Source organism: Algimonas porphyrae, from assembly GCF_041429795.1.
GTDB lineage: Bacteria > Pseudomonadota > Alphaproteobacteria > Caulobacterales > Maricaulaceae > Litorimonas > Litorimonas porphyrae.
In genome coordinates, this window is the sequence record NZ_CP163424.1 from 614,869 (window position 1) to 629,489 (window position 14,621).

Annotated in this window: 11 protein-coding genes; 4 read left to right on the forward strand and 7 right to left on the reverse strand. The window is 59.7% G+C overall.

Annotated features, from left to right (window positions below; translation table 11 throughout):
• Positions 1-34 precede the first annotated feature (34 nt).
• Positions 35-1,336, reverse strand: a complete 1,302-nt coding sequence (locus tag AB6B39_RS03085; protein ID WP_284371695.1) for a M56 family metallopeptidase — start codon at positions 1,334-1,336, stop codon at positions 35-37.
• On the reverse strand, positions 1,333-1,725 hold the full coding sequence (locus AB6B39_RS03090) for a BlaI/MecI/CopY family transcriptional regulator (protein ID WP_284371697.1): 393 nt from the start codon (positions 1,723-1,725) through the stop codon (positions 1,333-1,335). Before AB6B39_RS03090 ends, AB6B39_RS03085 begins: the two co-directional genes overlap by 4 nt.
• A gap of 159 nt (positions 1,726-1,884) precedes the next feature.
• On the opposite strand from AB6B39_RS03090, the gene AB6B39_RS03095 reads away from it, so the two are divergent.
• The 3 genes from AB6B39_RS03095 to AB6B39_RS03105 all read left to right on the forward strand — a co-directional run bounded on the left by AB6B39_RS03095 (position 1,885) and on the right by AB6B39_RS03105 (position 4,075).
• A complete protein-coding gene (locus AB6B39_RS03095) occupies positions 1,885-2,148 on the forward strand; it encodes a CBU_0592 family membrane protein (RefSeq protein ID WP_284371699.1) in 264 nt (87 codons plus the stop codon).
• 42 nt (positions 2,149-2,190) lie between these two features.
• Entirely contained in the window at positions 2,191-2,718 is a 528-nt protein-coding gene (locus tag AB6B39_RS03100; RefSeq protein WP_284371702.1) for a pyridoxamine 5'-phosphate oxidase family protein, read from the forward strand.
• 76 nt (positions 2,719-2,794) lie between these two features.
• Positions 2,795-4,075 carry an NADH:flavin oxidoreductase/NADH oxidase family protein gene (locus AB6B39_RS03105; RefSeq protein WP_284371704.1) on the forward strand — a complete coding sequence of 427 codons (1,281 nt, stop codon included), beginning with the start codon at positions 2,795-2,797 and terminating at the stop codon, positions 4,073-4,075.
• On the opposite strand, the gene AB6B39_RS03110 is transcribed toward AB6B39_RS03105, so the two are convergent.
• The 3 genes from AB6B39_RS03110 to AB6B39_RS03120 all read right to left on the reverse strand — a co-directional run bounded on the left by AB6B39_RS03110 (position 4,072) and on the right by AB6B39_RS03120 (position 9,850).
• Positions 4,072-5,931: a CocE/NonD family hydrolase gene (locus AB6B39_RS03110; protein WP_284371705.1), complete on the reverse strand. Its 1,860-nt coding sequence runs from the start codon at positions 5,929-5,931 to the stop codon at positions 4,072-4,074. The two genes, AB6B39_RS03105 and AB6B39_RS03110, sit on opposite strands and share 4 nt — an antisense overlap.
• A gap of 23 nt (positions 5,932-5,954) precedes the next feature.
• On the reverse strand, positions 5,955-7,388 hold the full coding sequence (locus tag AB6B39_RS03115; protein WP_284371707.1) for a Glu/Leu/Phe/Val family dehydrogenase: 1,434 nt from the start codon (positions 7,386-7,388) through the stop codon (positions 5,955-5,957).
• Between the two features lie 260 nt (positions 7,389-7,648).
• On the reverse strand, positions 7,649-9,850 hold the full coding sequence (locus tag AB6B39_RS03120) for a tetratricopeptide repeat protein (protein WP_284371710.1): 2,202 nt from the start codon (positions 9,848-9,850) through the stop codon (positions 7,649-7,651).
• A 242-nt stretch (positions 9,851-10,092) separates the two neighbouring features.
• On the opposite strand from AB6B39_RS03120, the gene AB6B39_RS03125 reads away from it, so the two are divergent.
• The gene (locus AB6B39_RS03125; RefSeq protein WP_284371712.1) at positions 10,093-10,719 is read left to right on the forward strand and encodes a hypothetical protein; all 627 of its coding nucleotides are present in this window, start codon (positions 10,093-10,095) and stop codon (positions 10,717-10,719) included.
• 48 nt (positions 10,720-10,767) lie between these two features.
• On the opposite strand, the gene AB6B39_RS03130 is transcribed toward AB6B39_RS03125, so the two are convergent.
• Together AB6B39_RS03130 and AB6B39_RS03135 are read right to left on the reverse strand one after the other, a co-directional pair.
• Positions 10,768-12,501 (reverse strand): NAD(P)-binding protein, encoded by a 1,734-nt coding sequence (locus AB6B39_RS03130; RefSeq protein WP_371398687.1) that lies wholly within the window; start codon positions 12,499-12,501, stop codon positions 10,768-10,770.
• Positions 12,502-12,729: 228 nt separating this feature from the next.
• Positions 12,730-14,535 (reverse strand): hypothetical protein, encoded by a 1,806-nt coding sequence (locus AB6B39_RS03135; RefSeq protein ID WP_284371716.1) that lies wholly within the window; start codon positions 14,533-14,535, stop codon positions 12,730-12,732.
• Positions 14,536-14,621 lie beyond the last annotated feature (86 nt).

The window sequence follows — 14,621 nt, forward strand, 5'->3', positions numbered from 1 at the left end:
GACGGCGCGGCCTGATTTGGTGCCTAGATGTGTGTTATTCGTCGGCGCTCGCCGCGTCCGTCTGGGCGCGCAAAGTCCGGAGCGCAGCGAGATAGTCTTCACCCGCGTCAAACTTCATGACAAAGCGTAGTTGAGTTTCCATGCCCGTTACGGGTTTACCAGTCTCGAAGCGCCACTGGGACACGGACTTGAGGCTGGCCGCGTGAAAGCAATCGGACTTTGACCCCATTACGGATATGTTTTGCGTTGATCCATCGGGCGCGACGTCGTAGCTGACATTCACCCAGCCCACATTGGCGATCCCGTTCTCCAGCAGAACGCGTCCATCGGGGGTCGCCTTCGCCGCTTCGCTCAGAATGGACGTGGGTGCGCCCTCCTCATCAATCAGACAATGCATCGGCATGACGGGTGGCACATTGGAAACGAGCGCGGGATAGTCGACGGGCGAAGTGTCGGCGGCAGCTGCGACCGCGCCGCAGCCCAAAATAGCGAGGGCGAGCGTCGTGAACAGTCTGGGCCGGGTCGGCCGGTCGTTGAGAATAGCGTCAAGGCGCATGATAAAATCTCCTGAAATATGCGGAGGCGTGGCCGTGGGAACGGGCAGGCCGTGTGGGGTTCGCAACAATCTCGCGAACATCTGCGCATAGTCGCGCGGATTATGGTCGGCAGTCGCAGCGCGGTCTGCGCGCATCTCGGCCGCCTGACGCCAGCCGGAGACCAGCCAGCGCAGTCCCGGGTTGAACCAGAACGCAGATTGAAGAGCCAGCAATGCCAGCGTAACGTCCGGATCGCGCCGGATAATATGGGACCGTTCGTGCGCCACCAACATGGCGCGCTCGGACCCGTCGAGCGATTGCCAGAGCGCTTCGGGTACGACGACGCGGCTGGATGGCCAGCCAAGCGCATGGGGCGGGACGGCTTTGCGGGTCAGGGCGAGGTCCGGCATCAGGACCGTAACAGGCAGGCGGTGCAGCCACAGGGTTCGCCATAGCAGCTGCGACAGCATCACAGCCGTACCTGCCAACCAGACCAGCCACAAGATCAGGGGCAGTGCGGGCCCGAAATCCAGCGCGTGCGATCGGACCGGGATATCTGTTACGCTTGCCAGCGTGGGCAAGGCGGCCGTGATAGTGTCCGGGACCAGGGCTGTCACGATCGGGATCATGTCCGGGCGCAACAGAAGTATGACTGAGAGCAGCGTCGGTCCTGTTCCCACTGCAATCAGACCAAGCCATCCGCCAGGTGCGGGGCTGCGCTCGGCGCGGACGCCAAGCCAGAACTTTGCCCACAGCCCGACTCCCAGCAGCCAAATCTGCGCCAGAAGCATAGCGCTCATGTTTCGGTCCCTCGACTCTCGTCCGCGTCCGGATGATCCGCGAGCAGGCGGTCGATTTCCTCCAGCTCTGCGTCGGACAATAGTGAGCCTCCCATGAAAGCGGAGGTGGGCAACGGCCCGTCAATTTCCAGCACACGCCCGAAGAAGCGTCGCATCAGCGCGGCCACGGTGTGCGCTTTACTCTGAGCGGGGGCATATGCGCGCACTCCATCGGCGCGCGTTTCTTCGAGCAGGCCCTTGGCGACCATGCGTGTCAGAGTGGTACGTGTTGAACTGAGTGACCACCCTAGCATTATACCTGGGCCGTCATGGATCTGTCGTGCCGAGAGCGGCGCGACGTTCCATAAAGCCTTCAGGATTGCGAGTTCGGTTTCAGATGGGTGTGACATATGTCACATGTATGATGTGACATATGTCACACGTCAAGCAAAAAATCACAATGATGTCTGGACCGTTGACGCAAGCGGCAAGCGAGACAGTCGGGATTGTCAATGAGAGCTGAGAATTTCGCGCTTGTCGGTCGGTTCTGACCGGGCATAGAGCGCGGCATGACTATTCCTGATCTGATCGGCCTTTCCGGCGTGGCGCTGATACTGACAGCCTATTTCGCGCTCCAGACTGAGCGCGTCAGGTCTGAAGACTGGCGGTTTTCCGGCATAAACGGTCTTGGCGCGCTGCTGATCCTCGTCTCGCTCTATTTCACCTTCAATCTGGCCAGTTTTGTGATCGAAATCTTCTGGCTGCTCATTAGCGGTTACGGTTTATGGAAGGCGTGGCGGCGACGCGACAAAACGTCCGTGGAACCGGGATGACTGGCCGGACGTAGCCTTGGGACACAATCCAAGGAGATTATCATGGCCGACTTGTCGCAATTCGAAACCAATCCGCAGACCCAGCTACTGGAAGAAATAAAGGGCGCCCGATGCGTCATGCTGGGCTCTCCCAATGCTGACGAACATATGCAGCCCATGTCCCCGCAGATCGACGATAAGTCGATCGAAGATGTCAGTCAGGGCGCGCCGTCCGTGATCTATTTCTATTCCGATCGGACGTCGGACCTCGGACGGGCTGTGCTCGCAAAACCCGGTGCGACGGTCCGGGCTTGCCATATCGGATCGGATTATCAGGCCTGCGTCGAAGGCGAAATCTATCCCGTTGAAGCAGACACAGCCTTGATTGAGCGGTTCTGGAATCCCGTTGTGGCAAGCTGGTATCCGGACGGTCAGGACGATCCGAAAATGCTGATGCTGCGCCTTGATATCGATAATGCCGCTGTCTGGGCGTCGACGGGCAATCCGCTGAAATTCGTCTATGAAACTGCTAAAGCCAATCTGACCGACACGCAGCCCGATCTGGGCAAGAGCAAAGTGATTTCAGGCTAACGCCCCTCACGATTGCATGAAAGGCCTCGCTCCGGCGGGGCTTTTTTTGTGATCCGTCATGACCTAGAGACCCGGCATGGCCGATATATTTGATCCTCTGTCCCTGCCCTGTGGGCGCACATTACCCAACCGGATCGCGAAAGCGGCCATGGAAGAGAATATGGCCGATCAGACAGCCGGGCTCGGCCAGGTTCCAGGTGACGCGCTGGTTAATCTCTATTCGGCTTGGGCCGATGGCGGGGCAGGCATGATCATCACGGGTAATGTCATGGTCGACCCGACAGCCCTGACCGGACCGGGCGGCGTTGTGCTGGAGGGGGATACGCTGGCGGACCCACAAGTTCGCGAACGATTCTCGAACTGGGCGGCAGCCGGAAAGGCGGGCGGCGCTGCCATGATCATGCAGATCAGCCATCCCGGACGCCAGATCTATGCCGCGCAAGGTACGGAAGCGGTCAGTGCCTCGGACTCCCGGCTCGATATGGGACGGGAATCCCTTTCCAATATGTTCGCGCCGGCGCGCGCCATGACCGATGATGAAATTCGCGGCTTGATCCGCCGTTTCGGCGAGACTGCGCTGGCGGCGAAATCAGCCGGATTTGACGGTGTCGAAGTTCACGGCGCGCATGGCTATCTGCTGGCGCAATTCCTGTCGCCGCTGACGAACCGACGCGATGATGACTGGGGCGGATCGCTTGAAAATCGTGCGCGCCTTCTGCTGGAAATCGTCCGGACGATCCGCGACCGGGTCGGCGAAGATTTCATTCTTGGCGTGAAGTTGAACTCCTCGGACTTTCAGAAAGGCGGGTTCGATGTCGGTGATGCGACGCAGGTGGTGGACTGGCTCGGGGCCGAAGCGGTGGACTTTGTTGAAATCTCCGGCGGCACTTATGAATCGGCGGCTATGATGGGCGACAGTCAGGATGGCCGGATCAGCCAGAGCACAGTCGCGCGCGAAGCCTTCTTTCTGGAATTTGCCGAACAGATCGCCACCGCCGCGACGATGCCGCTCATGGTGACGGGCGGGATTACGCGGCGCGATACGATCGAACAGGCGCTGGCGACGGATGCGATCGATCTGGTCGGGATCGCCCGCGCACTGATCGTGACGCCGGACCTACCGAATCGATGGAAAGCCGGCGAAGGTGTCTCGGGCAGCGTTCAGACGGTGTCATGGAAGAACAAAGCCTTTCGAAGCGTCGCCAATATGGCGCTGGCCAAGGCGAATTTGCGCCGGTTGAGCCGCGGGCAGGCGCCCAAGATATCCATCAACCCGGTGCTAGCCAGCCTTGTGCAGCAGAAGAACCAGGCCATGCAGACGAAACGCTACAAAGCGTGGCTGGAGCGCTCAGGCTAGGACCGCATTGGCCATTCGATGCGGCTGGCCGTGTCATGTCCGATATGGAGTGTGTTACGTGCAACGGCTTGTTCGGTCGTAGTGTAGGGATTGCCGACCGTGTTGAGGTTGCGTGCATAGTTGGGGAAGTTGCTGGACGATACGTGGACGCGAAGGGCGTGGCCTGACTGGATCGTCAGGCTGAGCAAGATAGGCGGCAAGGTGATATCGTATCGCTGGCCTGGTTCCATGAAGACCTCCCGATCCACGCCGTCGCGATAGCGCATGCGCAGAATGGTGTCGCCGATATTGAAGGCGCGCCCGTCCGGATGAACGTCCATTATCTTGACGGTGAAATCAGTATCAGGCCGGTCCGACGATACAGTGAGCGAAACCTGCGCATAGCCAAGCAGGTCCATCGGTGCGTTCAGCGGGCCGGAATCGAATACCAGCACGTCTTCGCGCGCCTCCAGCGGTGTCTGGTCGAAGCTACCATCTTCATGGTCGCTGCCCGTGCCGCCAATCTCGCCGCCGAGACTGGGCACCGGGTCGGCCGGATCGTAGCGATAGGACAGTGCTTGCGCCTGCCCTTCCGCTGGGTCCGCCGCTCCGAAGGTTCCGTCAACGCCGAGCGCCCAAACCGCGCCGCCGCCGAAAGCCAAACGGTCCGTATCGGCCCAGAAGCCGTCTGAAAGATAAGCCCGTACGCCAGTAAAGGGGGGCGCTTGTGTGTCGGAGCCCTCAACGGACATCCACGCATCGAGGAAAGCTATGATCTCCGAATCAAGGTCGAACCGGGCGTCTCCGAGCGGCAGCTCGCCCATATTCCAGTCCGGAGTCTCCCGGCCAAAGCTGCAATGCCCGCCCTGCGTCAGCCGCAAAGTCTGGTTGTCCCGGCCTTCGGCCAGGTTCTGCGCGCGGTTCCAGTCGAAATAGCTGACGGTTGACCGCGTAGAAATATCGTAGATGGCTTCGGCCCAGTAGCCTGGAATGGCGATAGTCTCGCCCTGGCTGATGCGGTTTTCGCTCCAGGCAGGATGAGCGGGTCCCCGCCGCAGATAGTCCGCCACCTCGTTGCGGGGTGAATCCAGTTCATTCATGATTTCAATCATGGGCAGGTGCATACGGGTTTCGTCATAGCGCGCGTGATCTACGCCCGATCCCGTATTCTCCACGGCGACCTTGGCGAGCTGGCGTCGCCGTGCGTCGTCGCTCATTCCGGCGGGGAGTTGCGGCCAATCCTGATGCATCGCCTCAAGGAAATAGTCCATCCAGCCCTGTTGCCAGGCGCCGCCGCGCCAGAAATTTCCCTGCTCCCGGAATGGGCCGGCTTCGGCCACGCCTACACCTGCCGACAGGGCGATCATACCCATATGGGCCGGATGGCCCGCCGCGGCGAGCTTGAGCTGGTTCTCGGCGGAGGACGAACAGCCCATCGTGGCCACGCGCCCATCGGACCATGGCCGCGCGACGATCCAGTCCAGAGTGTCCCAGCCATCTTCAGCCGGACGGGGTAGCATGGCGAAATCGCCCTCGCTCAGATAGCGTCCGCGCTCATGTTGCTCAACGATGGCGTAGCCGCGCTCCAGAAGGGCCTGATGCCGGGCGCGCAGTTCTGACGTGTAGGGCGTGCGGATGAGGATTGTTGCGACGGGCTTGCGACCGCCATTCGGAACGTAGACGTCCGTATTCAGCCGTACATTGTCGCGCATGCGGACCTGTCGGTCCCGTTCCACCAGCGCGGTTGCAGGCGGGTCGAAAGCGGGGCGATCCGTCGCCGTTTCTGGTGTTGCGTTTCTGGCAGAAAGAGTGGTGCAGGAGACTAAGGTCGTGCCGATGACGGCAGCCGCCAGAAAAGTCCTGATTGTCTGTGCCATGCGCGTCCCCTTAAGGGGACGAACTACAGCCCGATGCTCTGATAGTGCAAGGCAATATCCGAAATGGCGACATAGAAGGCGGCGGTGCGCAGGTCTTCGAGCTCCGGCTTGTCATGGAGCGCCTTGCGGATGTTCTGATAGGCTAGACGCATCGTATCATCGAGGCCTGCCCGGACCAGGTCGAGCTCGTCTGCGCCTTCCATCCATTCGGATTTGAACTCTTCCGAGAACTTGATGCCATTATCTTCCAATGCCTCGATCAGGTGGCGATTGCGGGATTCCTCATTGCGGCGCTGCATCCGGCCGAAGCGGATGTGACTGATATTCTTGACCCATTCAAAATAGGAGACGGTCACGCCGCCGGCATTGGCATACATATCAGGAATGATGGTGACGCCGCGGTCGCGCAGGATCTTGTCGGCCTTGGCTGTGACGGGACCGTTGGCCGCTTCGATGATCAGCTGCGCTTTGATCTTATAGGCATTGTCGAGATTGATCTGACCTTCCAGCGCCGCCGGGATCAGAATGTCGCAATTATCTTCAAGTGCGGACTTGCCGTCTTCGTCAAATTCACCGCCTTCGAATTCCGACAGGTGACGGCCAGCCATCAGGTGCATTTTCAGCGCTTCAATATCGAGTCCGTCCGGATTGCGGATCACACCATCGCGTTCGATAACCGCGGTGATTTTGGCCTTGTCTTCCTCGGCCAGGAACTTGGCCGCGTGATAGCCCACATTGCCGAGGCCCTGAACCACGATGATTTTGTCTTCGAGATCGGGTCGCAGGCCGGCCGCTTCGACGTCTTCGGGATGACGGAAGAATTCGCGCAGCGCATATTGCACGCCGCGGCCCGTGGCTTCGACCCGGCCTTCGATCCCGCCCAGATGGACAGGCTTGCCGGTCACGCACGCGACATTGTCGATATTGGTATTGTTGAGGCGACGATACTCATCCATCATCCAGCTCATCTCGCGCTCGCCCGTGCCCATGTCGGGGGCGGGCACGTTGAGCGACGGATGGATCAGATCGCGGCGGGCCAGCTCGAAGGTGAACCGCCGGGTAATGCGCTCCAGCTCATGTTCTTCCCAGTCGCTGGGATTGATACAGAGGCCACCCTTGGAGCCGCCAAACGGCACTTCGACCAGCGCGCATTTATAGGTCATCAGCGCTGCCAGCGCTTCCACTTCGTCCTGATTGACGTGACCTGAATAGCGGATCCCACCCTTGACGGGCTCGCGATGTTCGGAATGAACGGAGCGGTAGCCGACGAAGGTTTTGACCTCGCCGCGCAATTTGACCCCAAAGCGCACAATATAGGTCGCGTTGCAGACCCGGATTTTTTCGATCAGGGCGGGCGACAGATCCATGAAACTGGCCGCGCGGTTGAACATGAGTTCAACCGACTCGCGGAAACCGAGTTCGCCGGTATGGGCTGTATTTTTACGATGTTTCGCCATGATAGCCTCCTGGGAGTCCCGGCCATGCGGGATCTTTGGCGTGGGTCGCCGAGACCAGGTCGATCGGCGCGAAATGAGGGGTCCTTTCCAAGAATCACCCTGTCGCTGACAGCCGCGCCATACAGGAGCTCAGACGCGGTGTCTTGAAAAACGCACCCGATCGAGGCGGATGCGCACATTTTTCGCTCCCCGGATTCAGCCTCTACGCCGCATATGGTTGACAGAGGATGACTGAAACCCGGTTTTCGAACCTTGATGGGTCAGCAATAGGGGTTCGAGGCCGGGCAACTCGCATTGTAGCCCGTGCCGATATTGTTGGTTGCCCGAACGGCATTATTGAAGTTGCGCCAGTCCTGCTGTGTGAGGGCGGGGCGGGCGATCATGGATTGCGACCGAGTGGGCTTGGAGCGCTGCGTCCGTTGCTGGCTCATGGCTTCTGACGATGTGGCCTGATTGATCCCGCGGCCCAGATCGCTCAGAAAGCCGCCAATGCCCCGGGATTCGTTTTGCCGTTCCCACTCCTTCTGACGCCAGTCCCGCATATGTTTCACGGACGCTTGCAGGCTCGATTTGGCACTGCAGGCCGCTGGCAGCCCATCGTCCATGTTGCAGGCATGATCAAACAGGGCCAGCGCGTCGTCGGACCGGTTATAGATCGGGGCTTGGAAGAACAGGCCCAGATTGAAGCAGGCCGTGGCCGAGGGCTGGTCCTTTTCGCAGTGATAAAGATAGTAGTTGGCGGCGGCTTCGATCCTGGCAACGGACGCCGTGCCGATACTGTGCAGAACGCCAAGCTGGTAATTATCGCAGGCCACGGCGTCACCGGACTTGCAGAGCCGGGCCGCATATAAAGAGCCGCCATAATAATCGACGGGTCCGCCTTCGCCCTTATAATTCATTTCCGCGAAGCGCGCACAGGCCGGGTCGGACCCCTGATTACAGGCCTGCTTATAAAATCCCCGCGCCTGACTCGCATCGGCGTGACTGATTCCCATGCCGTGTTCGGCCATCCAGCCGGCTGTGTAGCAATGGCGCCCGGTCTCGGAATGGTATCGCCAGCACCCTCTGCTGGCTTCATCATAGGCTTTCCAATCGTTTCCCCCGCGAGCGAGCCGCACAAGGTCGTTGCGCATGTGCCGGGCAATGCTGTCGGGGATCAGCAGGTTGGCTCCGTCCGGCGTCCGGTTGAGTGCGCCGGGACGGCCGGGATGAATGATGGGCTTGGGACGCGAGGCGACAATGCTGTCCGGCATGCGCTTGAGGCGCATACATGCGACCGTCGACTCAAGCTTGCAACCGCGTTCAAGATAATAGACGGCGGCAGATTTATCGGCTTTCAGCCCATAAGCCCCGTCACCATAGGCGTCGGCAATCGCGAAACAGCTCGAGTCATCGCCGGCCTCGCAGCCTTGTTGCGCCCAGTAAATCACCGCGCGCTGCCTATCGTCTCCAAATTGTCCGGACCGGATCGCTTTAAGGGCTACGTTGAGGAGCTGGCGGCAAACTGCCGCGTCACCGGACTGGCAGGCGGCTTCGGTCGGGTCAGCGCTGACATAGGCCGCGACAGGCGCTTCGGCAGTCGATGGCTTAGCGACCGCCGCTTTCGGCAGAGGAGTCCCGGCTTTCAGCGCGTCGACCTTCTCCTGAGCGCCGTTCCAGCCCTGCTCAGCCGCTTTCCCGTACCAGATCAGCGCATCTGCGCGTGATTGCGGGACTCCCTGACCGCGCTCATAAACCTCGCCCAGAAAATACTGCCCGCGCGCATGCCCTTTTTCGGCCGACTGACGGAACCAGCTGGCCGCCTTTGTCCAAGACTGGGGCACCCCCTGACCCTTCAGGTAGATATAGCCCATATTGGTCATCCCATAGACGTCACCGCGCTCGGCCCCCAATTTGTACAGTCGGGCTGCCTCGCTCAGGGACTGCGCGACGCCGTTCCCTTTTTCATGCATGAAACCCAGATTGACGGCGGCGGAGGCGTGGCCATTGTCAGACGCTTTGCGGTACCAATGCGCAGCCATTTCGTGGGATTGCTGGATACCATAGCCACGCGAATAGGCGTTGGCGAAATTATGCATCCCTTGCACGTTCCCGTTTTCTGCCGCCATGCGATACCAGTGGGTCGCCATGTCTTCATTCTTGGTGATGCCTTTGCCATGTTCATAGGCAAAACCTAAATCCGTCATGGCTGCGGCGTTGCCGCCTTCCGCGCTTCGTCTAAGCCACTTCGTACCCTGTTCGTTGGATTGTTCGACGCCATGTCCATGACGATACATCCAGCCGAGATGATATTGCGCGTCGGCATGACCTGCCTCTGCGGCCTGACGCAATTTCGGTAAGGCCCCGGCATAATCTTTCTGCTGATAGAGGGCGATGCCCTCTTCGGCAGGTCCGGCTTGCACGACTGACGGAAGAGTGAAGAGGCCGACGGTGATCAGCAGACAGACGATGATGTGACGCATAGAGCCCTCCATTCATCCTGAATCATAGCAAAATGACCTGACGGCGTATCTTACAAATTCCGTCACCTGACACAGCCGATCGCGCTCGATGACGTGGGGTCCAATTCGTGTTCGGTCCGGTGCATTCAAGCCGCTGCTTAACGCGCCCTTAAGGAGCAGGCTGTTCAATGGAGACCAATAAGGCACCGCCTTGCGGCGTCCCGTGACCGAATGGCCGGTCCGATGGTTGAAAGGCCCGACCCATGTCTCATGCGCCGCGCCCTTTTCAGCCGCCTGCGCCCGCCAGCTATCCTGGAGCGTCAGCCTTCAACCCGCGTCGCGCCATGCGCAACCCGCATCATCCTGGCCCTATGCCGGGAGCTGCGCCCAATCTGATGCCCATGCAACCTATGCAGGCCATGGCGCATGCGCCGCATCCTTATGGCGCCCACCCGCAGCCCCATTCAAACCCACAACCAGCGACCTATGGGCGTTCGCACCCGCCAGCTCAGACCGGCCATGCACTGGCTTACCCCCCATCCTACGCAGCGCCAGTCCCTGCTGCTGCGCTGATGCCGCCCCTGTCGAAACGAGACGCCAAACGGGCGGCAAAGGCCCGGGCGAAAGCGGAAAAAGCGCATGCGAAGATCGAAACCAAGGCGATGAAAAAGGGCGCGCGCGCCCGGTCACCATTGGTGCCGTTCGTGCTCGGTCTTGTCGCTGGCGGCGTGATGACGGCTTATCTTTCGAACGCCCTGTTATCGCCGCGGCAGCTGGATGGCCCTGCTTGGACCCTGCCGAGTGCCGCCGATATGCCGATGAGCGACGTTCCTCTGGCCGAGGCCGTGCCGGAAGACGAAATCGTCTTCGATGAAGGCGAGGACAGCTAGAGTCAGCTGGGTCGTGGTCAGCGTCTGATCGCGCCTTCAAATTCAGATTCAGCTCAGAATTTCCGTGACCGCCCGATAGGCCTGCGCCATGGCGACGCCTGTGTCAGGTTTGGCCCCGGCATCTGAATTGGCGACGTGGATGCGACCGACCGCTTGCCGCCCGATGACCCAGGGCTTGTCAGCATCCGTTGCATAATCCGGTTCCCATATCAGGTCCGGCGAATAGGCATAGCCATGCGGCCAGCGATTGACCGTGATAGCGCTAATGTCGCGCTCCGGGTCGAAATCATGTCCGGCGAGCGCCTGAGAGAGCTGTCGCTTCACATGATGTTCAAAGGTCTCGAACGGCGTGCTCAGGATCCGGCTGCGACCAACGCGCCACTGATCCGGTCCCTGCACATCCGGCACCCAGGGCACATGGCACATGTGCAAGACCAGAGGATCATCCGGCGTGCTCACCGCCTCATAGCCTCCGATCGAGACGGGATAGGCAAACTCGACCTGCTTGTAGAAACCATCCGTGAAATAGACGAAATCCGTTCCGATATCCTTGAACCGACGCCAGTCCGGAACAGCCACCTTGGTGTAGACGAGCGGCACTTTGGGCAGCGATCCCAGCGCGGCGACCTGTGCGTCCGGCAGTTCGTCGCAGAGATAGGGCAAAACGGCATTATAGCCGGCCATGACGGCGTGTCCGGCGCGCACTGTGTGACGTTGACCATGGCGGGAATAGGTGACGACAACGCCGTCACGCACATTGTTCATCTTCACGGCGGTACTGTTAAGGCGCAGGCGAATGGGCTGATCCGCGCGGTCAAGCGCGGTGTAATTCGCCTTCGCCATAACCACATCTTCCATGGTCGAGCCGGGCATGGCGTCCGGGATCAGGTTGCGAACCATGAGCCGCGCGATCGAGGCATTCCCATCCGGGAAGTGGAAGATATACGGGTCATCATTGCGGGATCCGGTGCGCGGCAAAGTATGGGTTACGCCCGGCATGCCGCCATCATAATTCTGGATCAGCGTCGCCGGAATCTCATCGATACCGACACACCAGAAACTCATGCCCCAGCGCTTATAGATGTTGATGACCTCTTCCGGTGCGCGCGCATGGTTGCGGAGAAAATCCTCATAGGAGGTCTTGCGCAGCAGCGCATATTTCTCGTCAAATGTCAGGTCTGGTAAATAGTCCTCAGTCGATGTCTGAAGCCGGATGAATTCGGCCTTTGCCATCTCGCTGACTGGCATGTCAGCCGCGAAGTCCTCCCAGCTGCGCGAGCCATAGCCCGGCACAAGCTTGGTTTTTCCGAAAGTTTCCCCGTCGAACAGGATGGATTTTGACAGGTCTTCACGATCCCAGAAATCCTGATCGAAATAATCATAGAACCGATCGACGTCGACCCCGATCCCGCGCAGGAGACGCATCGCCTCCAGATCATAGCCGCTGGGCGTGTCGATCGCCTCCGTTCCGCCATAACCGATCCGGAATGTACCGTTGACATCAAACTCGTTGCGCTTGGCGTGTCCCCCGAAATCATCGTGATTATCAAGGATCAGTATGCGCGCATCGTGTTTGGCGTCGCGGTAATACCAAGCGGCTGCCAAGCCGCTCATTCCCGCGCCGATGATGATTAAATCGACCGTCTCTTCGGGGGCACCATGCTGAACCGTGTCTCCGGCAACGACGCCGTGCATCGATTCCCAGGATCCGTCATGACTGCCCCTCAGCCCGGTTTTTGCGGGCGGGTAATAGCCGGATGGCAGCGCAAACGGATCGGTCACACCTGTCTCCGCACAAGCCGACAAAAGACTGGGCGCCAGCATTGCCCCGACAGTCATGGGAGCCCCGTTCAGAAAGTCTCGCCTTGAAATCATGATGCGTCCCCCTTTTCAGGCGACACTGCGCTGGCGACTGAACGCTGTAAAGATGGAAGGCAGAGAGCGCTCAGGAACAGGCTTGCCGAAGGCGCTTGAACTGCGGAAGGTCCGGATGCGCTCGACCTTTCGGCCTCAGCAATAGGGGTTCGAGGCCGGGCAGTTGGAATTATAGCCTGTCCCGATATTGCTGGTTGCCCGGAGGGCGCTATCGAAGTTGCGCCAGTCCTGTGCCGCAGAAACGGGGTCGCTCGTCGATGGTCGGCTCAAGGTTGGGTAGTCGGTCTGCGCGACCGAGACGCTTCCCATAGCCTGTGCCTGGCCGATACCGGTTGCCAGATCTGCCAGGAACTGGCCAAGGCCGCCTTTTTCCTGGGCCATACGCCATTCGAAATCCCGGTCGGATTGGATGCTTCTTTCGATCTCCTGGCTCTGCCGACAGCCTTCTTCATATCCCATTCTGCAGGAGAGATCAGAGAAAACCTTGGCTGTCAGCTTGGCTTCACTGGAAAACCCGGCCCGCCGCATCAGCAGACGGGATGTGTTGCTGCATGATATGGGAGTTTCCTCCACAGGGTTGAGACAGACCCAGGAATAATAGCTGATCGCTGCCGTCAGATTGGGACTTTGCGGCATGGACCCGGCGATGGACCGATTGTGGAATTTCGAGCATGTCATCAGCATACCGGAAGGGCAGAGCCGACGTGGGAGTGTGGCGTATCCGGTGGCCGTGAGGCGCATGACATCAGTCACAGGGGGTTCGGGGCTATCGGGATCAAACCCCAGATTAAGAGCTTTGCGTCGCCATTTCAGTGACATGACTTCGGACTTTGCGACACCTGTGCCAGTCGCATAGGCATAAGCAGCCCGGGCGCAGGATTGTCCGTCGCCTAGATCACATCCGTGCCTGCTCCAGGTGAGCTTCTGCTCCTGTGCAAATGCCACGCTGACAAGCGAGTTTCCGCCCGCTTGTATGATAGCATTGAAAGCGTTCGCGGCCGCCACGCAATCATCACGGCGCTTCAGATAGCACCCTTGGACGTGCGGAGAAACAGACCGGGCATAAGCGTCCTTATCCGCCTGAGACGCGGTCGCAGCCGCAAGTGTCGCGCTGGGTCGAGGGGCGGCGGAGGACGGGGCTGAGCGTTTTGGAGCCGTCGAAATGCGCGCGAGGCCCATCCTCTGCGTATTATACTTTGAACAGACGTAAGACTTATTGCCGGACACGCCGAAATTTTCAGCCCATTGTTGCTCGGCGTCAGTAGGTTTCGCCGTTGCAGGATCCGTATCGGTCTGGCGCGCCTTGATGTTGCGGTAGGCCGCCCAGCATTGATCCATCGTCGCTGTTTGCCCGGCCTTCAAGGATGGTCCCGGCTTCGGTCTGGATTTGGGTACAATCGTCGGTTCACTAAGACCCGACGTTTCCAGACGTTTGATATCGACGGGACCATTCTGACAGTCGAGGACGGTTTCGGCCCAGGCGACCGCATGAGGCGGTGCAAAGGTCGGCGTGGTTGCTGGAAAATCCGGCCAGTCTGCCGGTTCGGTCTGGCTGGGCAGGCGGCTCATTCGCGCCTTGTAGTCAAGCAGCGCGTCGGCTTTCTTGCCGTTGGCAGGAATCGCACAATATTCGTCCCGAAAGTAGCAGTGTATCAGAAAATCATAGACCCAATCCCGCCCGTAATAGCTGATGCCGTCCCTGCTCGGATTGGTCTTGTTGATGTAGCCTTTGTCGGCCCACATCAGGATGGACACAGCGATCCGAACTTTCTGTTTGTCCTTATAACTGAAGGTCCGGGAGCCATCTGTCTGTCGCAAATAGCTGTCAGTCGTTGTTTCCATCTGACATGAATGCGGGGTCTGCGCCAGCGCTTGCGAGCCCATGAAGGCCGTTCCCGTCAGCGCAAACAGCCCCACGACGGTGCGTCTGATTGAGGTCATGCGGACATCCTCCTCTGAGCTCAATGGCCGAAAAGTCTCGCTCTGTCCCGTGACAAATCCTGTTAGCGGGTTCGCCATCGTGCTGT